Consider the following 16,527-nt stretch of genomic DNA (forward strand, 5'->3'; position numbering starts at 1 on the left):
GCAGCCCCGGCGCACCGCCCGCCCCTCGCATTCGGGCCGGCGGTCGATTTCCCACGCCTTCCTCGAGGTGACCCCGTGCTCCCGCATGCTCCGAGTCCGCCCTTCGACCCGGACTCCCTGATCGACGCCGCACACGCTCCCGCGCTGTTCGACCGCTACCCCGCCTACCGGCACGCCCTGGACTGGATCCACCACTTCGTGCTGCGCCCCGATGCGCGCCTGAACCGGCCCGGGGCGGTGTGCCCACGCCTTGCCCCGGCCCTGGCCCGCGGCCGCGTCCACCTGGTCGCCGCCCGCACACAGGCCCCGACCACGTCGGAGGCCGTCCGGGTCGGCCCGCACTGCGGCGACCTGTACGACGCCCTCCACCCCGACGCCGACGATCACCGATCCGCCGCGCTGTTGGTGTTGTTCCCGGACCTGGAGCCCGAGGGCGCGTCCGCGTTCGTCGACGGCGGTCACCGACTGCTGCGGATGTCGTTCGTCGCGCGCGGCCTGATGCTCGGCGAGTTCCACGCCCACAGCACCGTCACCAGCGTCCACAACCCCGAACTGCCCGTCATGCGCTGCCCGGTGCCGATGTTCGCCGTGCGTGCCCTCTCCCGGCACGACCTGATGTTCCTGGACCGCCCGCAGACCCCGCCCACCGAACGCCACGTGTACCTGCGGCACTTCGCGCGCCACCTCGGACACCACCTCGCCCCCGCGGACCGAGCCCGCCTTCACGCGCGCCTGCGCCCGGACCACCCCGGAGATGCGTCATGACCGCCCACACCCCTGTCACCGCCGCCGAACTGCGCCGGGCCCCGGACCTGACGGCCGCATTTGCCCTCGCCTGCCGCCGCTTCCCCGACCGCGTCGCGATCCGAGACGACGGCATCGCGATCACCTACCGGGCGCTCGCGGACCGCGTGCACATCCTCGCCCGCGCCCTGAGCCCCGCCCACGCCCCGCGACCCGGCGGCCTGCCCCGCCTGATCGCCACCGTCCTGCCCAACGGCATCGACCTGGTGTGCGTGATGCTCGCCGCGCTGGAAGCCGGCGCCGCCCACCTCACCCTCAATCCCGCCGCGCCCGACTCCTACCTGCGCGACGTGATTGCCCGGTCCGGCGCGTCCGTGGTCGTCGCCGACGCCGACTGCGCCGGCCGACTACGAGCGGGCGAGAACCGGACACGGGTCGCCATCACCACGCTCGCTCAGCTCCGGGCAGACACCCACCCGAGGAACACCACCTCGCCGATGGGCGACAGCGACCATCCGGCCTACGTCGTCCACACCTCCGGCTCCACCGGCGAACCCAAGGGCGTCGTCGTCCCCCACCGGGCACTCCTCGCCTCCACCGCCGCCCGACTCGACGCCTACGGCACCCCCGAGACGATCCCCCTGCTGCACTCGCCCGCGTTCGACGTCCAGACGGGCACGGTCTACTGGGCGCTGCTCACCGGCGCGACCCTGGTCATCGCGCCCGCGGGCCTGGTCGACGTGCCCGCCACGCTCGACCTGCTCCACGACCACGCGATCACCCACCTCCTCTACCCGGCCTCGCTCTACCCCGTCCTCCTCGACCACGCCGCCCGCCGCTCATCCGCCGCCCTGCGCGTGGTCGCCATCGGCAGCGAAGCGTGGAGCGAGGAAGTCGCCGCCCGGCACGCCCGCGTGCTCCCGCACACCACGCTCCACAACGAGTACGGACCCAGCGAGACCTGCGTGTGGACCAGCCAGGCCCGCATATACGACCCGCACACTCGCGCCCTCGCGCCCATGAGCATCGGCCGGCCCGTCCCGGGCACCGCTTACCACCGACTCGACCGCCACCTCGACCCGATCGAAGACCCGAGCGTGCCCGCCGAGTTGTACATCAGCGGCGCGAACCTGGCCCTGGGCTACCTCAACCGCCCGGACCTGACCGCCCGATGCTTCGTCACCCTGCCCGACGGGCGGCGCGCCTACCGCACCGGCGACCTCACGGTCGTCGACGAACACGGCGATCACGTGTTCGTCGGCCGCGCAGACCGCCAAGTCAAGATCAACGGTCATCGCATCGAACCCGCTCACGTAGAGAACGTCCTGATGAGCCGGCCCGACATCGCCCAGGCACACGTGATCGCCCGGACCGACGGCCCGGACACCACCCTCCTCGCCTACCTCGTCCCGGCCGGCATCGACCCCGAGGTTCCCTTCGACACGACCGGGCTGCGCGCCGACGTCGCCCGATGCCTGCCCACGCATCTGCGGCCCCACCACTACCTCGTGCTGGCGAACATGCCGCGCACCCCCACCGGGAAGATCGACACCCGCCGCCTCCCGGCTGTCGAGACCGACCCGGCCCCGCGGGTGCAGGACACCGAACCTGCCGGGCGAACACACGGGGCGATCGTCGCTCTCGTCGCCGACCTGATGGGCCGCCGGATCGCCCCGGATACCTCCCTGATCGAGGCCGGCGCGTCATCGTTGACGCTCCTGCGCCTCGCCGCCCGCATCGCTGCCACGATCGGCGTCGACGTCCCCGCGAGCGCCTTGTTCGCCCACCCCACCATCCGCGCGATCGCCGACCGCGCCGCGGCAGCCCCCGCCACCACCCGCCCCCCGCTGGCCGCGCACCCGGACGACGACAAGCCGAGCCCGTTGACCGCGCAACAGGCGCAGATCCACTACCTCGGACACCTCGCGCCCGACGCCCTCGCCTACACCACGCAATGCGCCCTGGACCTGACCGGCCCCCTCGACCCCGACGTCCTCGCCAAGACCCTGACCCGGATCGTCGCCCGCCAGGAGATCCTGCGCACCACCATGCACGACACCGCAGACGGCCCTGTCCAGGTCGTCCACCCGCCGTGGACGGTGCCGCTGGACGTGGTCGACCTGACCGCCGAAACCCCGGGCCGAGGCCGGCACCGCATGCTGGTGTCCCAACGCGTCCTCACCCGCACCCCGTTCGACCCCGCCGCCCTGCCGCTGGTCCGCTGGCGCCTGTTCCGCCTGGGGCCCGACCGGTGGCGGCTGTTCCAGAGCGAGCATCACCACGTCCACGACGGCTGGTCCGCCACCGTGCTGATGCGCGAGATCCGCGACGTCTACGCCGCCCTGACGGCCGGCCGCGAACCCGAACTCGCGCCGCTGCCCGTGCGATACCGCGACTACGCGCGCTGGCAACACGCCTGGACCGGCACCGACGACCATTGCGCGCAAGCCACCTACTGGCACACCGCCCTCGCAGGGGTCCCGCCGCACGGGCCCACCTTCCCGCCAGACCGCCGGCGCGGCGACCGGCAGGCGTTCACCGGCGGCTGCGTCCGCGTCGACGTGCCCCCCGCCACCGTCATCGCCCTCGACACGGCGTGCGCCCGCCACCACACCACCCGCTTCGCGGTCTTTCTGACCGCGTTCGCCCTCCTGCTGCACCGCCACACCGCCGAGGACGACCTGATCATCGGATCCGCGTTTGCCAACCGCCGCCACCCGCAAACCGCGGACGTTTTGGGCATGTTCGTCAACGCCCTCCCGCTGCGCCTGCCGGTGCGCGACCACGACAGCGTCGGCGACACGATCCGCGAGATCACCCGCCGCTTGTGGCAGGCCCAGGACCACCAGGAATACCCCCTGATCGACCTGATCCGCCGCCTCGACCTGCCCCGCGACGGCGTCCGCAACGCGCTGTTCTCGCTTATGTTCGCCTTCCACGACACCCCGAGGCCGCCGTTCGACATCGGCGACCTGCACGGGGAACTGTGGATCGAACACAACGGCAGCGCCAAGAACGACATGAACATCGTCTGCGTTCCCCACCCCGCCCCACCCGGCACCGACACGAGGCACGATGGCGTGAACGTGCTGTGGGAATACGACCGGGCCCTGTACGACGAGACGACCGTGCAGTGCCTGGCCGCAGAATTCCTTCACCTCCTGGAGGAGTTGCCCACCCGCTGGGACACCCGCGTCGACGCCGTCCCCCACCTCGGGCCCGACCCCGTCACCCGAGCGGTCACCGCCGGCCGCGGCCCGCGCTCACCGCTGGCCCACCCCGACGTGCCCACCGGCGTCGACGCCGCCCGCGCCCGAACCCCACACGCCCCCGCCGTCGTGTGCGGCGACCGCGTCTGGACCTACAACGACCTCGAAGACGCCGTCCGCACCGTCGAACGACACCTGACCGCCCACCACGTCGCCCCGGGCGACGTCGTCGCGCTGGCGCTGGGCAACACCCCCGAACACGTCGCCGCATGCCTGGCCGTCCAACGACTGGGCGCCGTCTTCGTCGCCGTCGACACCACAGCCCCCGCCTCCCGCCTGCACCTGCTGATCCGCGACGCCGACCCCGCCTGCCTCGTGCATACCTATGACACCGCCGAACATGTCGCCTCGCCGACCGTCGCCCGCCTGAACCTCGACGACCCACCGGCCCCCAACCCGGAACCGATCCCGGATCGCACGACGCGCGACCCCCAAGAGATCGCATACCTGGTGTACACGTCCGGCTCCACGGGCGTGCCCAAAGCCGTGGCCGCCACCCGCCGCAACGCCGCCGGGGCCGTCCACGCCCGCCTGGAGCGCTACGAGCAGACACCCCCGACCACACTGATCACCCTGCCCACCGTGTTCGACGTCGCCCCATCCGCCACATGGTGGACGCTGTGGCTCGGCGGCACGGTCGTCCTGCCCGGCCCCGGTGACGACGTCCGCGACCCCGACACCGTGCTCGCGCTCGTCCGCGCCCACCAGGTCACGCACCTCAACCTCGTCGCGTCCTTCCACCGCCACCTCCTCGAAGCCCTCCCCGACCACGCGCAGACCAGCCTGCGCGTGGTCGCCGTCGGCGGGGAACCGTGCGACCCGGACACCGTGCGCGCCCACGCCCGGCGCCTGCCCGACGCCGAACTCCACAACGAATACGGCCCCACCGAAGCCACCGTCTGGTGCACCGCCGCGACCCTGCACGCCCCCGGACGCACACCCCCGGCCCGCACCACCCCCGTATCGATCGGCACCCCGATCGCCAACCACAGCGCGTACGTCGTGGACGAACGCCTGCGTCCGGTCCCCGACGGCGAGCGCGGGGAACTGTGCGTCGGGGGAGTGGGGGTCGCCGCCGGCTACCACCGGCGCCCCGACGCGACCGCCCGGCGGTTCGTCGTGCCCGACGGCGGGCCGCTGCGTGGGGTGCGCCTGTACCGCACCGGCGACCGCGCCCACCGCAACCCCGACGGCACCCTCGAACTCCACGGCCGCCTTGACGACCAGGTCAAAATCCGGGGCCACCGCGTCGAACCCGGCGAGATCCGCGCCCACCTCCTGACCCACCCCGGCGTGCGCGACGCCCACGTCGGCCTCGACGACCACGCCACCACACCCCGCCTGACGGCGTGGATCGCGCCCGACGCCGGTTCCGTCCCGGCCGAACCCGAACTGCGCGCACACGCCGCCGCGACGCTGCCGCTGCACATGCGGCCCGCCGCGTACGTCGTCGTGCCCGAACTGCCCCGCACCGCCACCGGAAAGATCGACCGCACCCACCTGCCCCGCCCCTGCCACAACCCGCAGGCGGCCACCGACGCCTCCGCGACCACCGCGACCGAACGAACGCTCCTGGACACGTGGCGCACCGTCCTGGAACGCCGATCCCTGGGCATCGACGACGACTTCTTCGACGCGGGAGGGGACTCGCTGACCGCCATCCGCGCCTGCACCCACGCGCGGACCCGAGGACTCGACCTGTCCGTCGCCCAACTTCTGCGGGTACGCACCGTACGTGCCCTCGCCGCCGACTTCGACCGTGCCCCCGCTCACTCATCCGCACCCGGCCTACGCCGGCCGGCCGGCACCCGAATCGCCCTGACGCCGATCCAGGAATGGTTCTTCGCGCAGGACTTCGCCGAACCCGACCACTTCAACCAAGCCCGCGTATTCGACGTCGCCGACCGCGTCGACACCGCGACACTCCTGGCCGCCCTTGGCCACGTCATCGCCTCCCACGACGCGTTCCGCACCGGCTTCATCCGCCACGAGGGCGGCTGGACGGCCGTTCTGGACGACCGTGTCACGCCCGGCGAGGTCGTCGAACGCGACCTTCACCTCGACACCGAACTGACCGCCGCCCTCGAGCAGATGCACACCGGCCTGGACCTGCAACGCGGGCCCTTGTGGCGCCTCGCCTGCTTCCGCGACCCCACCACCGGGCGCCGCGTCCTGTGCGTGATCGCCCACCACCTCGTCGTCGACACCGTGTCCTGGGACATCTGGCGACACCACGTCGACGCCACCCACGCCCGCCTCGCCGACCCCGCCGGACGCCTCCTCGACCCGCCCGCCCCCGGCCCGCCCACCCACGCCCCGCCCCCGCCCGACCCCGACGACGCCGCCTGGTGGACACGACTGGCCGCCGCACCCAACCCTCCGCCCCCGGACGGTGATCGGGTGCCGCACGGCCGGCTTCTGCACACGGCCGCGGAACTGTCCCCCCACGCAACCCGCCACCTCACCCGACCCGGCAACGGCATCACCACCCTCGGGCTGCTCCTCGCCGCGCTGCACCGCGCCCTCACCCCACAGCCCGACGGCACGCCGTTGCACCTCCACCTCGAAGGCCACGGCCGCGGCGACCTTGACCACGCCGACGCGATCATCGGCTGGTTCACCGCCCAGTACCCGATGCTCCTCGACGACGAAGGACACCACCGACTCACCGACACCGCCGCCGCGTTCACCCGCCAACTCGACGCCGTTCCCCACGGCGGAACCGGCTACGGCCGCGCCCTCCACCACCGCGAACCCACAGCCCTGCGCGAGTTGCTCCGCGCCCTGCCCCCACCCACCGTCACCTTCAACCACCACGGACGCACCACCACCGGCGGCGACCCCACCGCGGCCCTGATCCCGTCCATCCGGCCCACCGGCACCGCCATCGGCCCGCGCAACGTGCTCCCCACCGCCGTGCACGTGAGCACCGCAATCCACCACGACCGCCTATGCCTGCACATCACCCACGACCCCACCGTCCTGGACCGCGTCGCCGCCGAAGCCCTCAAGGCCCGCTTCCTGGCCGCCCTCGAACACGCCGCCCGCGTGGTCACCCTCACCCGCGCCACCACCGCGACCACCCCGATCCGGGACCGCTTCCTTGTCCACCCCATCGGCGGCGCCGTCGACGCCTACCTGCCCCTCGCCCGCGTCCTCGGCCCCCGACACCTGTGCCACGCCCTGCCCCACGACACCGGCACCGACGACCCGAGCATCCCCGCACTCGCCGCCGCCTACGTGCGACGCGTCCGCCACGCCCAACCCCACGGCCCCTACACCCTCACCGGCTGGTCGTTCGGAGCAGCGGTCGCCTACGAGATGACCCGCCTGCTGGAATTCGGGGGCGAAACCGTGGACGTCACCCTGCTCGACCCACCTCAACCCGTCGGCCCGCACGACCCCCTGCCGTTGGCCGGCCACATCGCGCGCATCATTCCCGGTCCCGGCTCCGATGCGGTGCGCCGCATCATCGAGGATGCCTTCACCCGACCCGACCCCCACGCCGTGCTCCTGCGGCTGCTCCTGCGCCACGTCCCGGCCGGCGACGACACCTGTGCGCGAGAACGCCTGAGCATCCTGGTCCGCAACCACCAGGCCTTGGACCACTGGCGCCCCGAGGGCACCGTCGCCCGGCTGCGGATCGTCCGCCCCCACCACGGCACCGCGACCCCGACGGACGACGCGACCTGGCAGGCCCGCAGCCGCGCCGCGGCCGAATTCCACATCGTGCCCGGCGACCACAACTCCATGCTCCGGCCACCGCACGTCGCCCACCTGGCGACCGTGCTCCGCAACGCGAGCCCCCGTTGACCGGGCCCGTGTTCTCCGGCTGCGGCCTCGCCGGCATCATCCGCACCCCCGACGCGCCCCGGGATACACCCGGCCTGGCGGACGTCCGCCGGATGACCCGCGCCCTCGCCCACCGAGGACCCCACGGCGAAGGCCTGTTCGAACACGAGAACATCGTCCTGGGACACCGCCGCCTGAGCGTGCTCGACCTCGCCGACACCGGCGCCCAACCGATGACCCGCGACCACCTGACCATCGTCTACAACGGCGAGACCTACAACCACGCCGCGCTGCGCCGCGACCTCGCCGACCGGTACCGGTTCACGTCCGGCACCGACACCGAAGTGGTGCTGCGCGCCTGGCAACGCTGGGGGCCGGGCGCGCTGGAGCGCATGGACGGCATGTACGCGTTCGCGATCTGGGACCACCGTGCCAGGTCGCTGACCCTGGCCCGTGACCGACTGGGCATCAAACCCCTCTACCTCCACCGCGGCACCGGATTTCTCGCGTTCGCCTCCGAGATCGAGGCACTCCTGCAATGCCGCGCCATCGCGCGCGAACCGAACCTGGACCTGCTCGCCCACCAACTCCTGTGCTCCACCACCCTGCAGGTCGACCGCCGCGCGACACCGGTTGCCGCCGTCGAGGCACTACCGGCCGCCACCCGCCTGACGGTGCACCGCGACGGACGCACCCACGCATCGACGTACTGGAGGCTGCCCGCCACCAGCGAACGCGGCGGTCACCGCGATGTGCGCGCCCGCGAACTCGCCACCCACCTGGAGAGCGCGGTCACCTCCATGCTCATGGGCGACGTCCCCGCCGCCACCTTCCTCAGCGGGGGACTGGACTCCAGCGCGATCACCGCCATCGCCGCCTCCACCCTCCCGGTCACCGCCTTTACCGTCGTCCACACCGACAGCTCCGGCGCCGCCCCGGACCAGGACCGCGAGGGCGACCTGCACCACAGCCGCATCCTTGCCCGACTCCACCCCGACCGCATCGAACACCGCGTCCTTGCCCGACCCCACGCCCTGACCCTCGACGACATCGACGACACCTGCGACCTCGCCGCCCCCGGCGGCGACCTGCGCCACGCCAGCATCCTGGACAACTACCGCGCGGTGGCCGCCCACGGCCACCGCGTCGTCCTCAACGGCCAAGGCGCCGACGAACTCATGGGCGGCTACATCAACCAACCCTCCTTCGTCCGCCACCTCCACGACGTCCGCAACCCCCACACCACGCCCCTGCTCTCCCTGCCCGCCTCCCGCCAGGCCCCAGGACTCTCACCCGACGTCCTCGCCCACCGCACCCGCGCCCACCGAGCCGTCCTCGACTTCCACGCCGGCCTCGAGGGACCACCGCTGGAGCGCGCCCACCGCCTCCTCGTCCACCTCCAACTCCCGCGCATCCTCCAATTCGAGGACTACCTGAGCATGCGCGCCGGCGTCGAGGCCCGCTTCCCCTTCCTCGACCACCACATCGTCGAAGCGTGCTTCCGCGAACCCTTCGACGCCCACGTCGACCGCCGCGCCCTCCACGGCAAAGCCCTCCTGCGCCGCGCCCTCACCACCCGCCTGCCGGCCGTCCTGGTCGACCGACCCAAGCAGGTCTTCCCCTGGCCCGACCCCACCGGCACGCAACACTCCCTCGCCGCCCTCGCCCGCACCCACGAAGACGAACTCCGCGCCGACCCGCTCCTGGGCCACCTGCTCCACCTGCCCGCCACCGCCGAACTCGTCGACGCCACGCCACAGTTTCTGTGGCAGGCGCTGACCCTGTGGCGATGGCACCGCAAACTCCGGACACCGCCCGCCCCCGACCCACACCCAGGGACGACGCCATGGACCACCGCAATCTCGACGCGCTGACACGGCTCGCCGACACCCACCACCACACCACCCTGTCCGCCGTCACCGCGGACCAACTCGCCTCCGAGCATCCCCTCGACTACCCCACCCACATGACCCTGCGCGAACTCCACCACCGCCACGGCCCCGAGGCCGTCCACACGTTCCTGGACCGGCCCGACCATCGACCCCACCTTCTCGCCGACGCCATCCGACGCCTACGCCCCGCCACCGCGCCCCCGCCCGACCGCGACGAGCTCCTCACCGCCCGCACCCTCGTCGGTGGAGACGAACGCGGACACGTCTGCGACGGCATCGCCGCCTGGGCCAACCGACGCAGCTTCGCCGCGCTGCGCATCCACCCCCACGCCCGGACACGCCACGGACACCCGTTCCACACCACGCAGGAGATCGCCGCCTCCGGACACGGCCGCGGCTACTACGCCTTCTCCCTGCCCGACCACCCAGGCTTCCTCCTGCAACCCGACGCCATCACCATCGTGGCCACCGTCCTGGCCCGCCTCGCCCGAGGATGCGCCCCCGGCCGCCGACCCACCCCCGCCCATCTCGCCGGCGTCGCCCGATTACGGACACTGGACCGCGCCGGTTGTGATCTCCACGCCCTGACCATCGACATGTTCGTCGCCCACGAAGTCGGACACACCCTGGACATCGACGGCGACGCCCCCCTCCGTGACCTCCTCGAACACACCGGCCACGACCCCGACCGCGCGTTCACCCACGGATTCCCCACCACACACCGCCTCGCCGCCTGGCAACGCCTGCGCCACGGCGCGGCCGACACCCGCGACATCACCTTCGTCCTCGGCGACGTCCTCTCCAATACCATCCTCGCCCTGACCCGCCCGCCCGACGACCCCACCGTCACCCTCACCGGCGCCTACCTGTGGCAGTTGGCCGGCCCTCCACCCGCCGACGCGGCGCCTCGCGGCTTCGCGACCGGCCTGCGCGCACTCGAACACCTTGAACTCCCCGACCTCCTCACCCGACTCGCCGACATCCTGACCACCGCCCATACCCGACCCGTCGACGTCGCGCCCCGCATCCGGGCCCTGGAAGCACACAGTTGGGAACTGCTGCGCCGGCGCTCCGGTGTCGAGAACTCCCGCCTACGCGCACCGACGAATTACGTAACGGTGGGCGCGTACCGCGAACTCCCGTACGACCGACCGGGTGTGCCGTCCGACGCGACGCGAGGGTTCGCCGCACCCGGGTAGGATCACGCCACCGCAGCGACCGTCCGCAAGCGCTCGATTCCGCTGCACGGACACACCCGGCACCCGCGGCACGGCCGCGCCCCAGCAATCCGATCGCACCCGACGGTGCCCTGCCGCGGCCGCGTCGGCCACCCCGCGATCGGGTCGATGCCCCTCAGCCCTTCGCGTAGTCAGAAATGGAACACTGTTGAAGATCCTTCCCGAGGTGTCGCGCACCCTGAGCGAGTACCTGCTCCTGCCGAACCTGACCACCGAGGACTGCACCCCCGCCAACGTCGACCTGACCACACCCGTCGTGCGCCACCGCGTGGGGGAGCCCTCGCCCATCCGGATCGCCACCCCCCTGGTCAGCGCGATCATGGAAGCCGTGTCCTCGCCCCGCCTCGCCGTCGCCTTGGCGCGCACCGGCGGCATGGCCTTCATCCACCAGAACCAGGACATCGCCTCCCAGGCCGCCGACGTCGCCGCCGTCAAGGGCCACAAGGCCGGATTCCGCCGGGCCGAACTCCACGTCGCTCCCACCGCCACCCTCGGCGACATCACCGCCCTCACCCGCGGCTGTGCCCAGGACTTCGTCGCCGTCACCGACGACGGAACCGCCGAGGGACGCTTCCTCGGACTGATCACCGTCGACGACTTCCACCCCGACCGGCACGCCCCCACCGACCCCGTCACCACCCGCATGCGCGCCGTCGAGGACCTGGTCACCGCTCCCGCCGCCGTGTCCCTCTCGGACGCGAACGAGACCATCTGGCACCACCGCCTGGACGTGCTACCCGTGCTGACCCCCCACGCCCGGCTGGCGTCGGTCGTCCTGCGTGCCGACTACGAGAGCCACACCCGATTCCGCCACGAGAGCGTCGACGCCGACAAACGTTTCCGCGTCGGCGCCGGCATCAACACCCGCGACCACACCGACCGCGTCCCCGCCCTCGTCGACGCCGGCGCCGACGTCCTGTGTATCGACTCCTCCGACGGCTACAGCGTCTACCAGGCCAAGACCCTGGAATTCGTCCGCGACAAGTACGGCGCCGACGTCCACGTCGGCGCCGGGAACGTCGTCGACGCCCGCGCGTTCCGCTACCTGGCCGACGCCGGCGCCGCCTGGGTCAAGGTCGGCATCGGCGGCGGTTCCATCTGCACCACCCGCGAGACCAAGGGCATCGGCCGCGGCCAGGCCTCCGCCCTCATCGACGTCGCCCGCGCCCGTGACGCCTACGCCCAGGAGACCGGGGTGTACGTGCCCTTGTGCTGCGACGGCGGCCTGCTGACCGACTACCACATGGCCATCGCCCTCGCCCTTGGCGCGGACTTCATTATGCTCGGCCGCTACTTCGCCCGCTTCGACGAAAGCCCCAACCGTCGGGTTCGCATCGGCGGGCGCCTCCTCAAGGAATACTGGGGCGAAGGCTCCGCCCGCGCCCGCAACATCGCACGCTACGAACAGGGCGGCGACGACATCGCCTTCGAGGAAGGCGTCGACGGCTACGTCCCCTACGCCGGAAGCCTCCAGCAGACCGTTCCCATCACCGTCGCCAAACTCAAGGCCACGCTGATCAGTTGCGGGTCCACGTCCCTGCCGGCGTTCCGCGATTCCGCGATCCTGGTGCCCGTGTCCGAACAGAGCCACCGCCAGACCGGTGCCGAGGTCATGGTCCGCGACCACTCCCAGGACGCCGGTGAATAGACCGGAACCGAGGACAGCGCCGGCGCCGAACGATTCATGCTCCGCGTCGCCGCCGGCGCTGCAACTCGACCCGGCGACCGGCCAGGGCCACCGACGCCGACTCGTGGCACTTCGCCGTCCGGTGGACCGGCGGGAATTGCAGCACCGCTGCGGTTGCGCCGGCCGGCGACCCGCGCTCGCCCGCTTCCCGGCGGTCACCGCAGACGGGGAACCGCGGCGGGCGGACGTTTGAGCCACCACCCTCACGAACGGATCCGCTGCACGGGCGGGGCGTGCGTCCACCGTGGGCGTACCCCCCGGGCAAACCCGTCCACCCCAACGCAGGCGGCATCCGCCGGCGGTGTCGTGTGGCCGTCGCCGGCGCGAGCTGCCCGACGCGCGGCAGCCGCCCGACCGCTCGGCCGAGCTCCCGGCGATGAGTACGCTTCGACGGCCTCGCACCATTGACGACACGGTGTCGCTCACCCCCGGGGCTCGTGACGGCGTCGCACGATTCGGAGAACACCCCGATGACCCAGCACCCTCTTACGGACGACCTGCGGCGATGGATCGCGAGCCACCTGCCCGGCGCCGACACCGTCACGGACGTGTCCTGGGCCCGGGACAGCTCCAGGGTCTGGCGGGTGGCCGCAGGCGCGGACGCCGTGTTCGTGAAGATCAGCCCGACCACGCGAGAGTACGAACGCGAGGTGCGCGGCTACGCGCACGCGACCCGCGCCCTGTGCCCCGACACGGCGCCGCGCCTGATCGCCGCAGACCCGCACCTGCGGGCCCTGATGAGCTCCCCGCTGCCGGGACGCGTCGTGCGCGACCTGCCCCTGACGCGGGCCGCCGAGCGCCGGGTGCACGAGCAGGCCGGGCGGCTGCTCCGCCGCTGGCACGATCACTCGCCCCCGCCCACTGCCCGGGACCGCGCGGCCATTCGCGCGGCCGTCGCCGAGCAGGCGCAGGAGGCCGCCACCTGCCTGGAAGTCACCGCCGCTCATCTCGACGACGCTCAGCGCGCCGTGGTGCGGTGTGTGAGGGACGAGCTTCCGCAGCTCGCCGAAACGATGCCGGTGGTGTACCGGCACGGTGACCACGCCACCCGCAACTGGCTCTTCGACGCCGCCCGAAACAGCGTCGGCCTGATCGACTTCGAAACGGCGGACCACGGCATCGTCGCGGACGAGTTCGTATGGTTGTACGGCGCGCTGTGGAGCACCCGCCCCGACCTGAAGACCGCCCACTTCACCGGCTACGGCCGCCTGCTGTCCGACGACGAGGAGCGCGTCCTGCTGCTCCTGACCGCCCGGCTGAGTGTCTCCTACCTGCGCTCCGGCCTCACCAAGGACCGTCCGGACCTCGTCGAGCGCGGCCGGCTCGTCCTCGCCCGCATGGCACACCAGGCCCGCTGACCCCGCCCGCCACACGGCCCAGGACCACGGCCGTGCCGGGCTGCGGCCCCGATACGGTCGAGCACGCGCGCGGCGCGACCGCAGTCCATCGCCTGCCCTCACCCATCCCCGCTCCCTACGCGGCGGATGATCCCTTGCCGGACCCGTCCATCCGCGTGAGCTGCGGATCCGCAGCAACGGCGCTTCCGTCGACGGCCTTTTCTCCGGTTCTCACCGCCCGCAAGGATCGCTTCCGCGGGCAAGCGAGAGGACGACCCGAATCGAGCCGCGTTACTCGTTGGGCACGTAGCGCTGACTGCGGGCGTTGTTCCGCGGGAAACGAGCGACACGGCTGCGGGATGTCAGGGAGCCGTTCCGCGTCGACGACGCCCCGTCGACGACGCCCCGTCGACGTTCCCCGCATACGGGCCGGTTGTTGGCGACACCCTGCGCCGGAGCCGACGGCGAGGCCGCGGACGACAACCCCCGTGCGCCCGACGGGCGTCGCATGAACGGACGAAACGCGGTCGGTCGCGTCGGACCGGTGGCGCACAATGACCCGCATGTTTCCCGATGACGCGTATCTGTCGAAACTCGGACGGCTGACGTACTCCCTGGCCCTGCTCGAGAGCACCGTCCTGGCACACCTGGATCGACTCCCCGGCCTGCCCCCGGCGTTGACGCCCCGCAAACTCGCCGGCAAAACCCTCGAGGCGATCGCCCGGGCCGTGACCGACCCCGCCCACCTCGCCAAGGTCACCGACGCCACCACCCGCGTCCACCTCGACGCCGCGGGCGAGGAACTCGCCGCCGCCGCGCGCGCCGCCCACGCCGTCGCCCGCGCCCGCCCCGCCCGCCTGGACGAGTCACCCCGCCTGTACCGCGACCCCGATCACCCCGGCGCCGACACCGACATCACCACCACCTGGCTCGACCACACCCAGGACCGACTCGACGACGCGCTCCGCCGTCTCGGCGCCGCGCAACGAACTGCGGCCTGAACGCGGGCATCCCGGACCTGCCGGCCACGAGCCCGTGGCGGAAACCGCTCGGGGCGACAGCGCGTGCCCGGGGCGCGTGGACGGTTGCGGACGAGCGCGGCCGACTGCGGTCGATCGCGGTCGAGGCGCCGGTGGAGTATGGGCAGGCGGCCGGCCCGCCGGACCCGCTCCGCGTCGCGACCGGCTTCGACACGGTTCCCGGGCGGGTACGGGGTTCGCGTGGAGTGTCGCTCGAAGGGTCGCTCCGATGCCAGGTGTTGAGGGGATCGGTTGTGCTCCGCACCCGCCATGCCCGACCGGGTGGTGTGGCTTGGCGGCGGTTTGGCGTGTGCGCGGGAGGGGCGGGATTTGGCGGGTCGTGTGGGAGCGGAAGGGGAGGGGTGTGGATGAACGGCGATGTCGAGGCGTTGCACGGGGCGTGGGCGGATTCGTTGCGGGATGCCTGGGCCGGTGGGCCGGAGGCGGTGGCTTGGTCGCCGGGGTGGGAGAGGACCGTGCGGGACGTGCGGGTGGTGGTGGCGGGGACGCCGGTGCGGGTGTGGGACGGCTTCGCCTACGCCGGGGTGCCGTGGTCGCTGTTTCCGCACGTGTTCGGGCCCGGCGAGGAGGTCGCCGAGGATGTGGGACGGCTTCGCCGTGCGGATGCCCCGACCGCGCTCTCGGTGATCCGCAGGTTGTGGGGTCGGGTGTGTCATGCGGGGCAGCCGTCCACGTCGAGGGCGTTGGCGGTGCCGTTCCTGCTGCGTATCGCCGCCGACCCGTCGACGCATCACCGCTCGGAGGTGTTGTGGCTGGCCGGTGGGTTGGCCCGCCGGGTGCACGACCACGGATTCGGGCGGGGCGACCTGCTCCGGGTGGGATACGCGGACGACGAGTGGGCGTTCGCCGCCTGCGGATATCTGCAGAACTGGACGATCGAGGCGGTACGCGGTGCGATCACCGCCGACGCGGGGATCGTGACGGCGTTGCTCGACGACCCGGACGCCGACGCGCGGTGCCTGGCCGCCTACGTCCTCGCCGCCTCCTCCGGCGAAATCGGCGCGATCACCGCGGCGTTGCGCGTGCGCCTGCGTGTGGAGGACGGCACGCGGGCGCGGGCGTGTCTGGTCCTGGCGATCGCCCAACTGGCCCGCGAGCATGCGGACGAGTCGGTCCCCGCGTGGATGCGGACGCGCTGGTCGGACCCGCGACAGCCGCCGGAGGTGCGGGTGGGCGCGGCCCTGGGGTGGCTGTGCCTGGTCGACGACCCCGCCCCGGCCACCCTGCGCGCCACCCTCGAGGACTGCGTCACCCCCGAACTCGCCCACGAACTGGGCTCGGTGCCGTGGCTTGTGGAGATGGGCCCCGACGGCGATGCGTTGCTCCACACCCTGCGGCGGCTGCTCGAACCGACTCCTCGCCTGTGAACCCCTCGGGGAGACAGAGGACATGCGTCCGCTTGCTCTTCCGCACCCCTGCGGTCGTTCGGGGCCCGGACCGTCCGGCCCGGGCGGGTACGCATCGTGAACTGGCTTCGTTCACTTCTAATGACAGCGTTTGTCGACGACTTTGGGCAGCAGATGCGGGT

8 protein-coding genes are annotated in these 16,527 nt (G+C 72.6%); all 8 read left to right on the top strand.

Annotated elements, in window-relative coordinates; genetic code table 11:
• The first annotated feature begins 75 nt into the window (after positions 1-75).
• The 8 genes from B4N89_RS45445 (at position 76) to B4N89_RS45480 (ending at position 16,366) form a co-directional block, all read left to right on the top strand.
• On the top strand, positions 76-765 hold the full coding sequence (locus B4N89_RS45445; protein WP_078982575.1) for a DUF6875 domain-containing protein: 690 nt from the start codon (positions 76-78) through the stop codon (positions 763-765).
• A complete protein-coding gene (locus B4N89_RS45450) occupies positions 762-7,826 on the top strand; it encodes a non-ribosomal peptide synthetase (RefSeq protein ID WP_078982576.1) in 7,065 nt (2,354 codons plus the stop codon). Before B4N89_RS45445 ends, B4N89_RS45450 begins: the two co-directional genes overlap by 4 nt.
• Entirely contained in the window at positions 7,823-9,679 is a 1,857-nt protein-coding gene (asnB, locus tag B4N89_RS45455) for an asparagine synthase (glutamine-hydrolyzing) (RefSeq protein ID WP_161501053.1), read from the top strand. The genes B4N89_RS45450 and asnB overlap by 4 nt, the downstream gene beginning before the upstream one ends.
• Positions 9,652-10,896 carry a hypothetical protein gene (locus B4N89_RS45460; protein ID WP_078982577.1) on the top strand — a complete coding sequence of 415 codons (1,245 nt, stop codon included), beginning with the start codon at positions 9,652-9,654 and terminating at the stop codon, positions 10,894-10,896. The genes asnB and B4N89_RS45460 overlap by 28 nt, the downstream gene beginning before the upstream one ends.
• 187 nt (positions 10,897-11,083) lie before the next feature.
• Complete coding sequence (locus tag B4N89_RS45465) at positions 11,084-12,583, top strand: IMP dehydrogenase (protein ID WP_078982579.1); 1,500 nt, start codon at positions 11,084-11,086, stop codon at positions 12,581-12,583.
• A 509-nt stretch (positions 12,584-13,092) separates the two neighbouring features.
• Positions 13,093-13,980 carry an aminoglycoside phosphotransferase family protein gene (locus B4N89_RS45470; protein WP_078982730.1) on the top strand — a complete coding sequence of 296 codons (888 nt, stop codon included), beginning with the start codon at positions 13,093-13,095 and terminating at the stop codon, positions 13,978-13,980.
• A 542-nt stretch (positions 13,981-14,522) separates the two neighbouring features.
• Entirely contained in the window at positions 14,523-14,960 is a 438-nt protein-coding gene (locus B4N89_RS45475) for a hypothetical protein (RefSeq protein ID WP_143658380.1), read from the top strand.
• Between the two features lie 386 nt (positions 14,961-15,346).
• Positions 15,347-16,366 (top strand): HEAT repeat domain-containing protein, encoded by a 1,020-nt coding sequence (locus tag B4N89_RS45480; protein WP_143658382.1) that lies wholly within the window; start codon positions 15,347-15,349, stop codon positions 16,364-16,366.
• Positions 16,367-16,527 lie beyond the last annotated feature (161 nt).

Origin of the sequence: Embleya scabrispora (assembly GCF_002024165.1) — a bacterium.
GTDB classification, from domain to species: Bacteria; Actinomycetota; Actinomycetes; order Streptomycetales; family Streptomycetaceae; genus Embleya; species Embleya scabrispora_A.